The organism is Paenibacillus monticola, from assembly GCF_009664975.1.
In the GTDB taxonomy this organism is placed as follows: Bacteria; Bacillota; Bacilli; order Paenibacillales; family Paenibacillaceae; genus Paenibacillus_AQ; species Paenibacillus_AQ monticola.
Genome location: NZ_WJXB01000002.1, coordinates 501,995 through 518,040, shown reverse-complemented (window position 1 = coordinate 518,040; position 16,046 = coordinate 501,995). Strand labels below are relative to the sequence as shown.

15 protein-coding genes are annotated in these 16,046 nt (G+C 44.8%); 12 read left to right on the top strand and 3 right to left on the bottom strand.

Going from position 1 to position 16,046, the window contains the following annotated elements; genetic code table 11:
• Nucleotides 1-7: 7 nt before the first annotated feature.
• Both GJB61_RS06850 and GJB61_RS06845 read left to right on the top strand, forming a co-directional pair.
• Complete coding sequence (locus GJB61_RS06850) at nucleotides 8-907, top strand: hypothetical protein (protein ID WP_154117711.1); 900 nt, start codon at nucleotides 8-10, stop codon at nucleotides 905-907.
• 113 nt (nucleotides 908-1,020) lie between these two features.
• Nucleotides 1,021-2,328 (top strand): APC family permease, encoded by a 1,308-nt coding sequence (locus tag GJB61_RS06845; protein ID WP_154117710.1) that lies wholly within the window; start codon nucleotides 1,021-1,023, stop codon nucleotides 2,326-2,328.
• Nucleotides 2,329-2,391: 63 nt separating this feature from the next.
• Here GJB61_RS06845 and GJB61_RS06840 read toward each other — a convergent pair whose 3' ends face one another.
• Entirely contained in the window at nucleotides 2,392-3,360 is a 969-nt protein-coding gene (locus GJB61_RS06840) for a helix-turn-helix domain-containing protein (RefSeq protein ID WP_154117709.1), read from the bottom strand.
• An 85-nt stretch (nucleotides 3,361-3,445) separates the two neighbouring features.
• Here GJB61_RS06840 and GJB61_RS06835 point away from each other — a divergent pair, with 85 nt between their 5' ends.
• Nucleotides 3,446-3,844: a response regulator gene (locus tag GJB61_RS06835; RefSeq protein ID WP_154117708.1), complete on the top strand. Its 399-nt coding sequence runs from the start codon at nucleotides 3,446-3,448 to the stop codon at nucleotides 3,842-3,844.
• A gap of 119 nt (nucleotides 3,845-3,963) precedes the next feature.
• Here the strand turns inward: GJB61_RS06835 and GJB61_RS06830 are convergent, their stop codons facing one another.
• Nucleotides 3,964-7,128: a discoidin domain-containing protein gene (locus tag GJB61_RS06830; RefSeq protein WP_154117707.1), complete on the bottom strand. Its 3,165-nt coding sequence runs from the start codon at nucleotides 7,126-7,128 to the stop codon at nucleotides 3,964-3,966.
• Nucleotides 7,129-7,524: 396 nt separating this feature from the next.
• On the opposite strand from GJB61_RS06830, the gene GJB61_RS06825 reads away from it, so the two are divergent.
• Nucleotides 7,525-8,193, top strand: coding sequence for a hypothetical protein (locus tag GJB61_RS06825; protein WP_154117706.1), 669 nt, complete (start codon nucleotides 7,525-7,527; stop codon nucleotides 8,191-8,193).
• A gap of 157 nt (nucleotides 8,194-8,350) precedes the next feature.
• On the opposite strand, the gene GJB61_RS06820 is transcribed toward GJB61_RS06825, so the two are convergent.
• Entirely contained in the window at nucleotides 8,351-8,584 is a 234-nt protein-coding gene (locus GJB61_RS06820) for a ferredoxin (RefSeq protein ID WP_154117705.1), read from the bottom strand.
• A gap of 356 nt (nucleotides 8,585-8,940) precedes the next feature.
• Here GJB61_RS06820 and GJB61_RS06815 point away from each other — a divergent pair, with 356 nt between their 5' ends.
• The 8 genes from GJB61_RS06815 (at nucleotide 8,941) to GJB61_RS06780 (ending at nucleotide 15,838) form a co-directional block, all read left to right on the top strand.
• A complete protein-coding gene (locus GJB61_RS06815; RefSeq protein WP_154117704.1) occupies nucleotides 8,941-9,987 on the top strand; it encodes an aromatic ring-hydroxylating oxygenase subunit alpha in 1,047 nt (348 codons plus the stop codon).
• Nucleotides 9,988-10,263: 276 nt separating this feature from the next.
• The gene (locus GJB61_RS06810; protein WP_229521513.1) at nucleotides 10,264-11,631 is read left to right on the top strand and encodes a NosD domain-containing protein; all 1,368 of its coding nucleotides are present in this window, start codon (nucleotides 10,264-10,266) and stop codon (nucleotides 11,629-11,631) included.
• On the top strand, nucleotides 11,628-12,206 hold the full coding sequence (locus GJB61_RS06805; protein ID WP_154117703.1) for a nitrous oxide reductase accessory protein NosL: 579 nt from the start codon (nucleotides 11,628-11,630) through the stop codon (nucleotides 12,204-12,206). The genes GJB61_RS06810 and GJB61_RS06805 overlap by 4 nt, the downstream gene beginning before the upstream one ends.
• A gap of 24 nt (nucleotides 12,207-12,230) precedes the next feature.
• Nucleotides 12,231-13,052, top strand: coding sequence for an ABC transporter permease (locus GJB61_RS06800; protein ID WP_154117702.1), 822 nt, complete (start codon nucleotides 12,231-12,233; stop codon nucleotides 13,050-13,052).
• Nucleotides 13,045-13,764, top strand: a complete 720-nt coding sequence (locus GJB61_RS06795) for an ABC transporter ATP-binding protein (RefSeq protein ID WP_338115691.1) — start codon at nucleotides 13,045-13,047, stop codon at nucleotides 13,762-13,764. The genes GJB61_RS06800 and GJB61_RS06795 overlap by 8 nt, the downstream gene beginning before the upstream one ends.
• Nucleotides 13,761-14,312, top strand: a complete 552-nt coding sequence (locus tag GJB61_RS06790) for a TlpA family protein disulfide reductase (protein WP_154117700.1) — start codon at nucleotides 13,761-13,763, stop codon at nucleotides 14,310-14,312. The genes GJB61_RS06795 and GJB61_RS06790 overlap by 4 nt, the downstream gene beginning before the upstream one ends.
• Nucleotides 14,313-14,837 (top strand): dihydrofolate reductase family protein, encoded by a 525-nt coding sequence (locus tag GJB61_RS06785; protein ID WP_338115690.1) that lies wholly within the window; start codon nucleotides 14,313-14,315, stop codon nucleotides 14,835-14,837.
• Nucleotides 14,834-15,838: a leucine-rich repeat domain-containing protein gene (locus tag GJB61_RS06780; RefSeq protein ID WP_154117699.1), complete on the top strand. Its 1,005-nt coding sequence runs from the start codon at nucleotides 14,834-14,836 to the stop codon at nucleotides 15,836-15,838. The genes GJB61_RS06785 and GJB61_RS06780 overlap by 4 nt, the downstream gene beginning before the upstream one ends.
• Nucleotides 15,839-16,046 lie beyond the last annotated feature (208 nt).

Below are 16,046 nucleotides of genomic sequence, written 5' to 3'. Positions count from 1 at the left end.
CTCATACATGAATGAGCAACTGAAGCAAACCTATGAACGCTTGAATTTGTCTGAGAACATCACGCGGGAGGAATTGGACAAGCGGTTCGATCTGCTTCTGAAACGGATGCGCTCTGTTTCCACTGAACGAGATAAGCAATCCTATGAGGAAGAATTTCAAGCCTATAAATTTATTCTCGCTTCCTTAGATCAACAGGAAATCCAGGCGGCGGAGAACCTCAGGTTGAAGAAATGGGGCCGATTTACCGGAATCGCACGTAAAGGAGAACACTTTTTCCGGTTGTACAAAATGCATACGATACTAGCCTTCATTGTGGTGATCGTCCTCATCGTTGCTGGAAGGGGTATTTATTCGCATGTGCAGGAACAGAAATATTTAGCTTCTTTGCCACCTATTGATGCGAAGATTATGTTCATGGGCAATTATATGTTACATGATTCAGAAGCCGAAAATACGGCACTGGAAGAGGCATTTATTGCGCTATATCCAAAGTGGAAGCGGGTGGAAACGCAGATAGTCTATCTACCCGTTACGGAAAATGGTTCATTAGATATGAACTATCAGCAAAAGGCTATTGTTCAGTTAGCCGCTGATCCGCCGGATATTCTGATTATGGATGAAGCCGCGTTTCAATGGATCGGACAGCAGGCAGGCCTGCGTAATCTGGATGTTGTTGTTGCCGCCGGAGGAATTTCTAGTGAGGATGTACGGCTGAAGAAGGCTAACAATCTAGAGAGTAATCTTCAAGAAGTTGTAGGATTAGATATTACAGATACGAAGTTCGCCTCCGGATTGCCACTGAATCCTTCGACCATGATTGCAAGCGTCCTAACGCTTGATGAGCAGAAAGCTAAGTCAATGATGGAGTTTATCGAACAAGTTATACAAGAGGCAGATGCTCGATAGTTCGTTCATCTTTGTAAACTATTTCACAATCATAAATTACATAATAGTGTAAGCTATAATTTATGTATTGTTGTGCTAATAGTTTTATACAGAGAAAGGGTCATTGAGAATCTATGGAAAAGAGTACACTCAAAAAATCTATCACCTTTATTGAAGCATTAGCTATCGTCGTGGGCATGATTATCGGGTCGGGGATTTTTCTGAAGCCAGGAATTGTGTTGAGCAATGCCGGCACGCCTACAATGGGCATTATTGCTTGGGTTGTTGGCGGGGTGATCACATTGGCTTCGGCTTTATCTGTAGCGGAGATAGCGGCTGCCATTCCGAAATCTGGCGGGTTATACACCTATCTTGGAGAATTGTACGGAAGTGTCTTCGGGTTTCTGCTGGGCTGGGTACAGGCTGTAATCGCTTATCCAGCCTCGGTCGCGGCGCTGGCTATCGCATTTGCCACGTATTCCAATTTCTTCATTCCCATGAATGGGTTGCAGCAGAAGCTGCTTGCTGTATTCATACTGGCTTTTATACTGACCATGAATGTGATCGCCACTAAATTCGGTGGGATTATCCAGACGGTAGCAACCGTTGGCAAGCTTATCCCGGTGGTGGGTATTGTCGCCTTCGGTTTAATCTCGGATATAGCGCCTGGTTTTAGCGGCATTCAGACTTCAGTGACTGGAGCAGGCTTTGGTGTAGCGATCCTTGGAACACTGTGGGCTTATGACGGCTGGATTGGTGTGACTAATATGGCGGGCGAAATGAAGGACCCATCCAAGACGCTGCCCAAAGTAATCTCCATCGGTGTTATCTTCGTTATTGTTGTTTATGTATTATTTAATATAGCCATATTCCAGGTATTGCCATACGAGGCGATTATAACCTCCACAACACCAGGTGCAGATGCGGCGGAAGCGCTGTTCGGCAGTGGTGGCGCGGCTTTTATAACAGCGGGTATCATCGTGTCCGTGTTGGGTGCGCTTAACGGCTATTTGATGACGGCAGCTAGAGTACCTCAGGCGATGGGGGAGAGAGGGCAGATTCCTTTTTCACGCACGCTGAAAAGTATTCATCCCAAGTTCCAGACACCTGCTAATGCGCTAATATTTCAAGGCTTGTTGGCGGTTATCTATATTTTCTCGGGTACTTTTAATACGTTGACTGATTTACTGGTCTTTGTACTGTGGATTTTCTTCACAATGGGTGTGTTCGGTGTGTTTATATTACGTCAAAAAAATCCTCCGCAAAAAGGAAGATATAAGGTTCCCTTCTACCCGATAACCCCCATAATAGGCGTTATTGGTGGAGGCTATATTATAGTGAGTACCATCATCAGCGATCCGATCCGTTCGCTAGTGGGTATCGGAATCACATTGATCGGGCTCCCGATATATTATTATATGGACCGCAAGAAATCAGCTTGATCCAGGTCGAAATGATTCGCGCTTTAATTAGCGGAGTGATCATTTCGACTTTTTTCTTGCGTTCTACTCGATATGGGCATCCTGTGCAGCCTTAAGTCTACCCGAACTAAAAAATCGCTGGGCATCAAGGGAAAGGCCGCTTATCTTCTCACCAGTACCATTTACGCTCATGTTGTTCTTCTGATCTAGATCGATAGGGTGCTTTCTAATTTCTTTAGGAGATACGCCATATTTTGTTTTGAAAATTTTGTGAAAATAGGAATACGTGCCGAAACCGCAGGTGCTAGCGATACTCTCCAAGCTTAAATCGGTATAGCGTATCCGCTCCAGGGCATTAGACAAGCGAATCTCCTGTGTGAAATGAATGATGGTATAGCCCGTTATTTCCTTAAAAAGATGTACGGCTCTGGAAACGCTAAGTCCGGCAAAGTTAGCTACATCTTCGACGGTTAATCGACTCAGCGCATTCTCGTTAATATAATATTGCATCCTCATGACCAGTTCATTAGAACGCTTTGGACTTTGGAGAGAAACACCCTCAACCAACAATCGATCAATAGACAAGCAGAGGGCGCAGAGCAAATGCTGGATCAAATCAGAGTTCGCTTGTTCAATCCGGTGCTGCTCGATGCATAATTGCTGCCACAACGCGAGCAATCCGGTATCCAGATGAATTCGCTGCTGCGTAGATCGGCGCTCTGCGTTCCACCATTCTTCGACCCAAGCTCCTTCGCACAGCAGATAATAATCTCCACTTTCGATCTTTCCTTCTTGTTCCTCAACCACTAAATGATACGGATCTCCTGGACGATAGATTAATAAGTCCCCAGTTTCAATAAGACTCATCTTTCCGTTCACCAACGCCCTGCAACTGCCCATTACTTGTAGACGAAAGAGGAAAAATGGCGGTGGCGTATAGGAAGTCTTGAAAGGCAAAGTATGAAAAGCATAAGCGCAGGCATGCAGCCGCAAATCCACAGTAATCACCACCCAGCCAAATAATAGAGATTTCCAATCAGATAAAAGATTCATTAATTATGAGTAATTAACTATACTATAACCAAATGCAAGATAATATTGCAAGCACATTATCTTGGTACAACAGGAGGAAATCACTATGAAGATATTACTCGTTGACGACAAACCTCATGTCCGGGATACCCTAAAACAAGCCTTGGAGCAGCAACCTTTTAAATATGAAGCTATTCTGGAAGCAACTTGTGATCAAGCAGCTATACAACTGATCGAGACACAGCAGCCAGATATTATCGTTACTGATGCCAGTCTGCTTCTATTATTCAAAGGGGCGATGCTTGACCGTCTGGAAGACCAATTTCTCCCCAGCAAAATTATTGTGACCAGCAGTCATGACTTTGTTCTGCACGCTTTCGGCAAGGGTGGAATCGATACTCTGCGAAAGCCTATTGATATGAATGAATTAAGGAGCGCTTTGCTGAACACTTCTTTTGGTAGCCATCAAGAAAATGTATATGCCGATCTCCAAGAAATTCAATAACATTCGGGGGCTGGGAAACGCTCTATGGCAGGTATCTGTAACGGTCAAAAAATAGGGCTAACCCTTGATAGTAAAAACTATCGAAGGTTAGCCCATTCCTTTGTCTGTTAGATAGTGTCCTAGTTATACAGGTTCACTTCGCGAATCGACCACCAGCTTGAAGCCGTCCCCGTCTGCACTACTTTGAAGTAGCGGGCATTTTGCGCGGCAAAGGTAGCGGTGATGATCGCTCCGCTTCCTGTTCCGCTGGTCACTGCGCTGCCCCAGTTCGTTCCATCGGTCGAAACGTATACTTCATAGCCGCGGGCGTAGTCACTATCGCTGCCGGTCGAATCCATCACAATCTTAGTAAAGCTTGTTGTTGCCAGCATATCCACGGTGAAGGATTGGCCTGGAACCATCGCGGCTCCCGTGCTCCAGCGTGTAGTCATACTGCCGTCCAGCAGATTCTGCGGAACATCCCCACTTGTGGGTGATGATGTTGCAGTCCAACCACTCCGGCTAAGCGCCGTTCCCGTTCCACCGGATGGGGTGGTGACGTTTGTGACATTGCTGGCTGCTGAGAGATTTCCAGCGGCATCCTTTGCTTTTACTGTGTAGCTATAAGCGGTCGCTGCTGTCAGCCCCGTGTCACTATAGGAGAGGGAAGCAGATGTGCCAACGAGGTTGCCACTCCGGTAAATCTCATATCCCGTAACGCCCACGTTGTCGGTCGAAGCGCTCCAGCTTAGATTGATTACGCTGCTTGAAGCTGCGCTTGCCACCAAGTTCGCTGGTGTGCTTGGAGCTTGGGTATCTCCCGCTACACTGCTGCCGTACACATTAACTTCGCGAACGGACCACCAGCTCGAAGCCGTCCCCGTCTGCACTACCTTAATATAACGGGCATTTTGCGCCGCAAAGGTAACAGTGATGATCGGTCCAGTTCCTGTTCCGCTCGCTACCACGCTGCCCCAATTCGTGCCGTCACTCGAAACGTACACTTCATAGCTGCGGGCGTAGTCGTTATCACTGCCGGTCGAATCCATCACGAGCTTGTTAATATTCTTTGATGTCTTCATATCCACGATAAAGGATTGGCCCGGAACCATTGCCGCACCTGTACTCCAGCGTGTAGCCATGCTGCCGTCGAGCAGATTCTGTGGTACATCGGCGCTTGTGGGTGTCGAGGTCGCCGTCCAGCCTGTCCGGTCCAGTGCGGTTCCCGTTCCGCCACCCGACAGGGTTGTGGCAGTAGCCGTATTGCTTGCTGCCGAAAGATTTCCAACTGCATCCTTCGCTTTGACCGTATAGCTGTATGCCGTCGCAGCAGTCAGCCCTGTGTCGTTGAATGTGGTTGTAGTTGAAGTGCCAATAAGGTTGCCGTTTCGATAAATCTCATAGGCGGTGACTCCAACATTGTCCGTTGAAGCGGTCCAGCTCAGATTGATTTGACTGCTCGATGCTGACGTTGCCGTTAGGTTCGCTGGTGTACTTGGCGCCGCCGTATCTCCAGCACCGCTTCCCGCGAATTCCGTTACGGTTTGTCTCATGGCTTCGGCGGGACTATTCGCGTAAACTCTGCCGCCAGTATTATTAATGATATGGGTTATTTCACTTCCAGCCGTACCGGACAACCAGATGGAGGTCGCATGGTGGATTTTTACACCTGGAACATTTGGCACCTCAATAGCGCTGTTCAGTTTTACAGCTGCATCCCTGAAGAATGAGTAAACGCCAAGGCCCCAAGCCTCATGACTTGTTACGGTGTTCGCCACTTTGTAAGAAGCAAAACCGTTAACCGTGCCGTTCTGAGTCATCCAGGCCGGTTGGTTTGGAACATCATAAGGTATTTCGGATTGATAGAAATATACCCGACCGCCATTGCCATTCCATAAGGTCTGATATTCGTTGTGATGTTCGTTAAACAGACCATACATTGTTACATCGTTTCCGTTGACCACGAGACCATTTTTCGAAACATTATTAGTCCAAGCGGCTCCTGCTCCATGGTCTGCGCGCCATATCCAGAAATGATCACCGATAACATTGTTGCTGTTAATCTTAATACTAACGTCATTCTTTCCGGGGGAAGCTCCGCCCGTTCTGAAGGTAAGATCGTGTAATGAGGTTGGGTTAGCGGAATGATTGGCAGAGCTGCCTGTAGGCCCGACTTCCAAGAGGGAAGCAGAATTGACCGGACCAGCATCGAAGGTAAGTCCTGCAATTTTTACTCCGTCTACATCGGCAACTGACATAGCTGCCTGCCCGTTATCCGGTATGATCGTAGGGATGCCAATACCAAGTACGACCGTGTTCGGATTCGTGATGCGCAGGGTATCATTCAGGTGAAAAATACCGGGAGTAAACAACAGATTCTTCCCTTGGCTCAGCGCCGCGTTCATAGTAGCGGCAGTGGCTGTTTCCGGGCGGGCAATGTAGAATTGATCAATCGAAATGGATTGACCTGGTGTAGACCCGTTAGCCCAGCTGGCACCTTGGGTATTTGTTTGCAGAGAGGGAACAAACACTTGATATTGTCCGGAGCCGTTAATGTAAAGGTACGGCTTTTCCCGAATGACTGGTGTTTTTTCTATGACGGTATATGGGGGGTCTGGAAATAGTCCTGTAGGCGCGTTATTATCACCGACGAAGACCATGTTCCAAACGCCGTTTGACCAGCTGCCCCATTGGCTGTTTCTGGCAAACCATTGCTGCTGCGACGCGGGAACTACTGCATTATCCACAATGGAATCAGCAAGGAAACCGCCGCTGGCCCAACCGGCATTCCAATTGGAATCGAAGTCGAATAAGTCCAGTTCACCCTTAATGTGCAGGCGTCTGAGCGGTGCTGCCTGTGATACAGCGATTTGCGTGGTTCCGCTTGACGGGGTTATGGTGAGATTCTCGATCGTACGCCAAAAGTTCCGGGTCGCGTTGCCGTTATCCCAATCCGCATTCACGTTTAATCCACCAGTAATGTTGACGTCCCCGGGATTTTGCCCCAGACCAGCCACATGAGTGTAGAAGCCAACATTGAAATTCACGTTATAGGAACCAGGTTTGAATAGAAAAGCCTTTCGCTGGCTGCCAAATTCATTTGATTCCTGAGTCGCAAACACCGAACTGGTGATGCCCTGAATATCGGTGGTCGACATGGTTGGATCAAATACATAGACATCGGGACCAAAAATGGTAGAATTCGCCTCGCTTATAGGTGCTGCGTTTGTAACACTGGGACTAACCGCAAACATGCTGACCACCATCACCAATATGGAAATGGTCGATACCACTCGTTTTAACATGTTCTTTCCTCCCTCATCTTCTTTGGACAGGACGGATTAGATTTTTTTCTTGAATTCGATTAAGAGAGCGCTTACTAAAATTCGGGGCCTCATCTCCTTTTTACTTTATCCAAAACTCGTAATCAGGAAGTTAATTCCATAGATGTAATATTATCATACCTGAAAATACCATAGTTTTGTCTATATTAAAAATAAAATATATTGAAATTTTTCGATAAAAGGGTGGTGAGGACAATAGGAAGGGATTACATAAGGAAGATAATGTGCGTCACGTCAATTGTGTCAAAAGAAAATAAAGTAATAGACTGACGATGCTTCATTACGAAAGGGCAGGATAATTGAACAATTTATGTAATAATAATAACAATTATTGAAAATCATTGGAGGTACATAAATATGAAAAGAATTGGTTGTTTTCATGCACATTACTCAAATATAGAACACGTTGAAAAAGCTTTGAGTATTTTTGATGTAGAATTAATTCATTTTGTAGATCCAGGTCTTGACCGTATTAAACAGGATGCTGATTTTACAAAAGAAATTGTTGAAAAGAAAGTTATTGAAACACTGGATTGGATAGCAAATTGCCATGTTGATGCTATTTTAATTACATGCACCTTTTTTACGGCACTATTAAATAATGAAGTTCATCATTATCCAATACCTATAATAAAAATTGACGAACCTTTGTTCGAAGAAATCTGTGAAATAAATCAGCCAATAATAGTTGCATTTACGAATCCGAACACGGTGAATGGAACGATGAATCAAATATTATCATATTCCAGGATGAAGGGTAAAGAGATTGATGCGGAGCCTTTCTTACTGGAGAATACCTTTGATCTGATTATGCAAGGGAAAAAGAGTGAGTACATACAATCTGTATCAAAGGGGTTGATAAGTATTATTGAGAATAACCCGAAGAAAAGTGTGGTAGCTGCCCAGCTTTCTATGGTACCTGCAGCACAGCTAATCGAAAACCTAAGAAATATTTCCATTGGGAACCACCTCAAGTCTCTATCCAGCTATATGGAGAAAGTATTATCCCTTGTACCAAAAAACTAATAAAGGATTGTTAAACTAACAGAGAACGATAGTTTAACGACAACAGCGGCAGTCTAAGACTTTATTTACCAAGTCTTGGTCTGCCGCTGCTTTTTTTAATGGATCATTCTAAAACTTATTTTTCAAAAGATGACGATCCTTCAATTTAATAACCGCATTAAGCAAAAGGGACCTCAGCAAGCAGTATACACTGGGTTGGACAGCTCTCAATAGCTTCCTGGAGTTCTTCTTGCAAGTCTTGCGAGATAATAGTGATCCCCTGATTCTTATCCCCTTCATAAATCACCTCAGCGATCCCGTCATCATCCAGATCGAAAATATCCGGGGCTACGGAATTACAGGAACCGCATGCAATACAGGCTTCCTTGTTTACACTGACATAAGTACTCATAGTTTCTTCTCTCCTCATATTCATATTGCCTACGACATTTTACCTTTCATTTGTATGTAGAACTTCTTCTAAAAAATCATATGCTTTCGAAGTAAGTTTAGAACGAAGTAGATGTAACGAAATTACATTTAGGAGGAATGAACCATGCCATTGTCATTCAGACGGATTTTTTTGTGTGAAATGTCATGATGCATAACATTACCATGTGTTTTTTAGGCATATGAACGAAAATAAATAGTGACTAATTGATTATTAAAGCGATATGATATTAAAATAAACACAATAAGTTATATAACGTAACATATATTAAAATAAACTGAATGAATTAATAGTGACTTATGAGAGGTGGAACGATCATGATAGAGGAAAAGAAAATACAACCGGTTGAACTCGAACTTCCCCGTGATTGCACGTTCTCACGAGAGGATTGGTTGGTATTAGCTCAATATTGGTACCCGGTTGCTATTGCGGAAGAAGTGCAGGATAAACCGCTTGCTGTGAAGCTTTTAGATATGAAGCTCGTAGTTTACCGCAGTGAGGGCAAGGTTGTTATTGCCCGTGATCTCTGCTTTCACCGGGGAGCACCATTAAGTAAGGGGTGGGTGGAAGATGGGGAGATTGTCTGCCCCTATCATGGCTTTCGCTATAACTGTGAAGGCAAGTGTACGGCCGTTCCGGCACATCCCAGCGCCAAAATCTCACCCAAGCTGAAATTGATTGTCTATCCAGCGATTGAACGGTATGGCTTGATTTGGACCAGCCTGGCATCTACACCAGAGCAGATTCCTGCCTTTCCGGGATGGGATGATCCGGATTATATCAATATACTTCCGCCAAGTTTCGATATCGCGGGTTCATCCGGACGCCAGATGGAAGGATTTCTGGATGTATCGCATTTTGCCTATGTACACACCAAAACCTTTGGCGACCGCAATAACACCGAAGTGCCCCAATATAAGGTGAGACGTGAGGGCGATGAGCTGGTGGCTGAATATTGGAGTACGGTCAGTAATTACGGGAAGGGCCAGGATAATCCGGCCCCTGAGGGGTTTCAGTGGCTTCGTGAATTCCGTGTGTTCCCTCCATTTGCGGCATCCCTGACGGTATACTTTCCCGATGAGGGCAGACTGAGAATTCTGAACTGTGCATCGCCCGTTTCTGCCCGCTACACCCGATTGTTCTGCCCTATTTCCAGAAATTTTGACAAGTCCGCTCCAGTTGAAGATACGATCAAGTTTAACCTGCAGGTATTCGAGGAAGACCGAGAGATGGTTGAAGCACAGACACCGGAAGATCTGCCCTTGGATTTACAGGCCGAAGCTCATATTCCAGCAGACCGCACGTCCATTGCTTACCGGCAGCTCCTTACTGAATTGGGTCTTGGCCAATCGTATACTTCCTAAGGAAACAAACTTACAATTGCATGAATCCACACCAACAAACCCGATGAAGAGGTTTTCATCGGGTTTGTTGGTGTTTTAGCGGGGAATGATAGGAATCAGATCAGAAATTATTTTGCAGAATGGTCAGGGATTGTTCATACATTGTCCATAATTAAGCTTGGTTTTGTGGGTATACATAGCCCCTTTGAGTCATGTATGGATATTCACCAAATAGTATGCTTAAATTAAAAAAATTAAAAATTAAAATATAAATTGATTAATAGTAAGGGGTGAAAGATGTTCAGTAAAGGTAATGGATCGCACCATATACATAAGGTTCGAGTTTGGTTCATGTTGATCCTGATGAATGTGGTTTGGATCGTTCCGCTAAATCCCGGTATTGTTATAGCAAGCTCGATATCACAGACTGAGGCGATCGCTCTGCAGCCTATTATTGACCAAGCCCAAACAGGAGATGTACTGGTATTGGCTCCAGGTACTTATCTCGGGCCAGTCGTGATTGATAAGCGGCTCACGATCCGGGGCGAGGGAGTCGTTACGTTATTAAATCATTCAGCAGATTCAGCCATTCAGATTAACTCGAATGGGGTAAAGTTGCAGGAGATGAACATTCAGCAAGATGGGGACGGAGAGTCGGCTGCAATTGTAGTGAGAGCCGATCAAGTAACTTTAGAAGATCTGGTTATTCATACCGGAGGGTACGGAATTATACTTCGAGGTGCAAATGGAGGTGTGATCCGCAATAATATAATTCGCTGGTTCATCCCCAAAGGGCAGGCCCCAGGTACTAGAGGCAATGGGATTGATCTGTATAATTCTCATGGCACAAAGATTATGGAGAATGAGATCACTTATTTGCGGGATGGAATCTATCTGGAAAATAGTCGAAATACAGTAGTAGACCAGAATAAGCTCTATTATCTGCGCTATGGAATCCACTGCATGTATATCGATGGTTCGTACGTGACCAACAATATAGGAGAGTATAACATCACTGGCGCAATGGTTATGGGAGTGACGAATGTAGTGGTATCCGGCAACTCCTTCCGTAAACAAAACCAGAATGTTCATTCCCAGGGAATTCTCTTGTATGACGTACACACGTCGTCTATTGTGAACAACACGGTGGAAGGGAATCGTGTAGGAATATACATGGAACAATCTTCCGATAATGATCTAAGAGACAATATTATCCTTAGAAATTTCATTGGTGTTCAATTTCTCGGTGCAGAAGGCAATCAATTTCAGAGTAACGGGTTCATCGCCAATGTCATTGAAGCGGAGGCAACAGACAGCAAGGACAATAAGATGAACGGGAACTTTTGGGATTCTTTTCAGGGGCTGGATGTAACGAATGTGGGGACAAGCGATATCCCTTATGCTATCAATCCTTTCTATCAGCAGTTGATTAGTAATAACTCCGCTTATCAGCTATTTTTTCAATCACCTGGAATGACCTTTTTGAGCGATATGTTTACAAATGGCAAGGAAGAATGGTCTACCGATCACGCACCGCTTATGAAGCTGACAACAGGGGCACCTGCGGAGACTGCCTCAAGTTATGGGATCGTAATGGTTGTGGGCTGGCTTCTGTTGTTTCTGTCTGCAGTAACAATAATCTATTTGGGGGTATTACGTATATGAAGAAGTGGAACATACTTGGATTAATGGTGCTTGGGATGTTGTTGTTGTCAGCCTGCGGGGAGAAGAAATATGCAGCTCTTCCTATCAATGAAGAAGTAGATATCTGTGTAATCTGCAATATGCAGGTTAAAGATGATGCATTTGCTACACAGCTTACCACAAAAGATGGAAAAAATTATAAGTTTGATGATATCGGCTGCATGAATAAATGGAAAGAACAAAATGGGTCAGAAGAGATTGGGATGGATTATGTCCGTGATTATAACGACAAAGAGTGGATTGAATTTAGCAAAGCAAGTTATGTCTACGATGAATCCCTCCGGACACCCATGGCCTATGGCATGATCAGCTTCAAGGATGCAGGATCTGCGGAAGCTTTTGTAAAAGAACAGGGTCTAGGTACTGTTTTGACCGCTGGAGAACTGGCCTCTCATGAATGGACACAAAATCAGAATATGATGAACATGGACATGATGAACGACGAAGAACACAAGGACGGGGAAATGTCTGATGATATGGAAAGCAAGGATGCAGATAAAGGGATGGATATGACACAGAATTCAAGCGATAAGTGACCATAAGAAGCTGGAGATGTGATTATGACAGATATGATGCAAGTGGCCCGAAGAGAGATTAAAATGGGGTTTCGCAATCCCTGGGCTTATTCTTTTCTGGCTCTGTTCTGCACGTTTAGTCTAAGCTTACTGGTCATCAATTCACAGAACATCGTACAGGGCTATTCGGCCATTACCGGCTCGATGCTAAGCCTTATACTGTACCTTCTACCGCTGATGACCTTGTTTCTGGGTTCTTTCTCTTTAACTTCAGAGAAGGAGGAGGGCAGCTGGCAGCTGTTATCTACTTACCCCATGGGGACAATGTCATTTATTCTTGGGAAATATGTAGGTTTATCTGCAGTGTTGCTCATTATTGTGGCGTTTGGTTACGGTCTAATGGGGTTTATCAGCGGGTTGATTGGAATCAATTTTGATGCCACAACCTATTTTCTTTTTCTAGTTTTTTCAGCTGGACTAGTACTTCTATTCTTGACCATCGCTCTATTCATTGGTTCATTGTCCCGAAATCGCTGGCAGGCGTTGACGATCTCTGTCTCCGTTTGGTTTTTCTTAGTCATTGGGTGGCCAACCTTTCTGATAGCTATTTTAGGTATTTTACCTTATTTATGGATCAAGCCTCTGCTCGTGGTCTTAACGATTATGAATCCCGCTGAGCTAGTAAGGTTGTTTGTCGTGATTAAGCTTGGAGGAGGTTCAGTACTTGGACCTGAATATTATCAGTGGGTGGAGTGGATTGGACGTCCCGCAGGCAGCTGGCTGTTTATAGGCGTATGTCTGAGCTGGATCATTGCCTCGATCCTTGCAGTATATTGGATCTGGGAAAGGGGGCGTTCCCGTGGGTGAGATTGTAGTGAATGTAGCCGGCGTATCCAAGGTCATTCGCAAGCAAACGTTGGTTGAAGACATAAGTTTCCAAATTCCTAAGGGAAGTGTTCTTGCCCTATGCGGCGGTAATGGAGCAGGTAAAAGCACTGTATTACGAATGATTGCGGGCATACTGCAGCCTACCTCCGGGACGGTTACGGTCAACAATCTTCGCTGGAGCAAGGAACGAAAGCTATTCTCGCAGCAAATCGGCTACATGCCAGATGATTATCAATTCAATCAGGGACTGTCGGCTGAAGAAACTTTGATGTTCTGGGCGGCTTTGCGTAAGGTTCCCAAACGGAAGACAAGGGTGGAAGAAGTCCTTGAGTTGGTCGGATTAGCGGAGAAAAGGAAAAGTCTGGTGAATACCTTCTCCAAAGGGATGCGCCAACGTATTTTATATGCTCAAGCATTATTAGCCAAACCGCCGTTGCTGATTATGGATGAGCCAACCAACGGTCTTGATCCGTTCTGGATGAATGAATTCGTCGAACGATTACAAAACATCAAACAGGAGGGGCATACGGTAATCTTTTCTACACACCAGTTGGAAATTGCGGATAAAGCAGCGGATCATATCGTATTTCTAAGCAACGGGCGAAATGTGGGGGAGGGCTCTACTGGGCAAATACGTGAACAGTTTGGTTCCCTCTATGCTGCGTTTAATCACAGTCTGGGTCTGAAATGAAGAGACAACGCTGGGTTGCGCTGCTGATTATTGCTGCACTAATTGCCGCAGGGGTCTGGACGATTATCCAATCCAGAAGCTCGGAGGAGAAGGAATCTGTAGGAGCTATACATGTGGGAGCTACTGCCCCTATATTTGAGTTAACCACGATTCAGGGGCAGAAGGTTCGACTGGCAGATTATAAAGGTCAGGTTGTCGTGATCAACTTCTGGGCATCTTGGTGCGGTCCTTGTGTTCAGGAGATGCCGCTAATTGATCGTATCCATCAAACTCAGGCGCCTGAGGTAACAACATTGTTTATCAATGTGGGTGAATCCAAAGGGACGGTTGTGGACTATTTGGAGAGCCAACACTTCTCTTTTCCTGTTAGTATAGATATTACGGGGAAGGTATCAGGTCTATATGGAATTACCGGACTCCCAGCTACGTTTATCATTGATGAGAGTGGAGTCATAAGAAGAGCTGTGCTCGGTGAAATAACAGATTATTCCCAATTGGAATCATGGGTAGAGAATGCAAAGAGTCCGCTAGAAGGGAGCAATTCTTAAGTGGAAACGAACAAAGTGGTGTTGTACATTGCTACGAGTCTAGACGGTTATATCGCTAAGCTGGACGGTTCTGTGGAATGGTTGAATGATGTTGAAGGGGATGGTGTGGATAACGGTTACGCTGCATTTTATGATACCGTTGGAACTGTTGTGATGGGAAGACTAACCTATGACGTTGTACTGGAGTTAGAAGAGGAATTTCCATATAAGGGTAAACCCTGTTATGTCTTGTCCCGCTCGCAGCATCTTGAGGCTCCGCATGTTATTTTTACAGACGAGGCAGTAGATACGCTAATTCCCAGATTGAAGGCTTCATCTGCAGGGGATGTCTGGTTGGTCGGTGGTGGCCAATTGGTTCAATTGTTCCTGGAGAAACGCTTGATCGATACCATCCATATCACTATTATTCCTAAAGTGCTTGGGGAGGGGATTGAACTTTTTCCTAAGGGGACTATTCCGAGCACGTTTAAATTGAAATATGTGCAGCAGATGGGTCAGATGGTCTCGCTAGGTTACGAGGTATGATGAGTTTTTATACGGACCCTAAGGGGGAAGTTTACGAGCGACTGATAGATTTTTTAATTGAACATACAGACAAATTTGTGCTTTCGGAATGGCATGAGCATTATGGAATTGTTAAACCTTACACTGAAATAATGGATAAGCTAAAGCCTTTTTTAGTAGAACAATGTACGATGGAGGAAATGCAGGCCAAGAGTGGTGCGAATTATTCCCAAGGTACATACTATATCTATCAATGCTGTACTGATGCGGGAATAGTATTGAAAGAAGCGGTGCATGGCTTATATGACTGGCGGCAGCCGCAGATGCCGGAAGATTTGTGCTTTTGGGATGCGGCAGGTGCCGATTATCTATACAGCGTGTCTCATGAGAAAATCATGGGCATTAAGATGAGTGAGGAAGAGGCGGAACAACTGGCAGACAGCATTCCAGGGCTGTTTATTCAGTTGGAAGCCCATCGTGATGTTGATTGTTTCATAAATGATGCGATCAAGCATCAAACAGACTCTCTGACTCTATCTTCTTATAGGCTTACAGAGATCCCGGACCGTATCCGCGAATTGAAACAGTTGAAGTACCTGGAAGTCTTTGAACAGGATATCACTAGGCTTCCGCTTGCATTATTTGAGCTGGATACATTAGAAACGCTTACGTTGATGACTGCGGATCTGGAGTGTATTCCACCCGAGATCGCTAAGCTTCAGCAGCTGAAACATCTAACTATCTATTGTGGAAGTTCGGATCGCCCGGTGCTGGGATGGGCTCCCAAGGTCAAGGAGGATTTAATGCTGGATCATCTCCCACCTGAGTTAGGACAGTTGAAGCAACTGGAAACGTTAAGCGTTAGTTATACGGGGATTACAGAGCTGCCTATTGAGCTGGAGCAGCTAACAGAGCTTCATCACTTGAATATCAACGGCAATCTGATTATGGACATTCCTAGATTTTTATCCCGTATGCCTAATCTGAAGTATGTCGATGGATCGGATCAGTTTAGGAGCTGATTGGGGAATTCGGTGCTTCTTAATAGACGGAAAAATCAAAATCAGCAAGTCTCCAATCATTCGGAGACTTGCTGATTTTTTGCTTGTTACTGCTTAGATTAACGAGAAGTTTTGAAATGATGCTGTAACCGTTGTGTTCTCGTTATGCGAGGTAACGGCTAATCCAATATGTAAGGTAATATAAGGAGTTCAACAGGACAAGCGACTC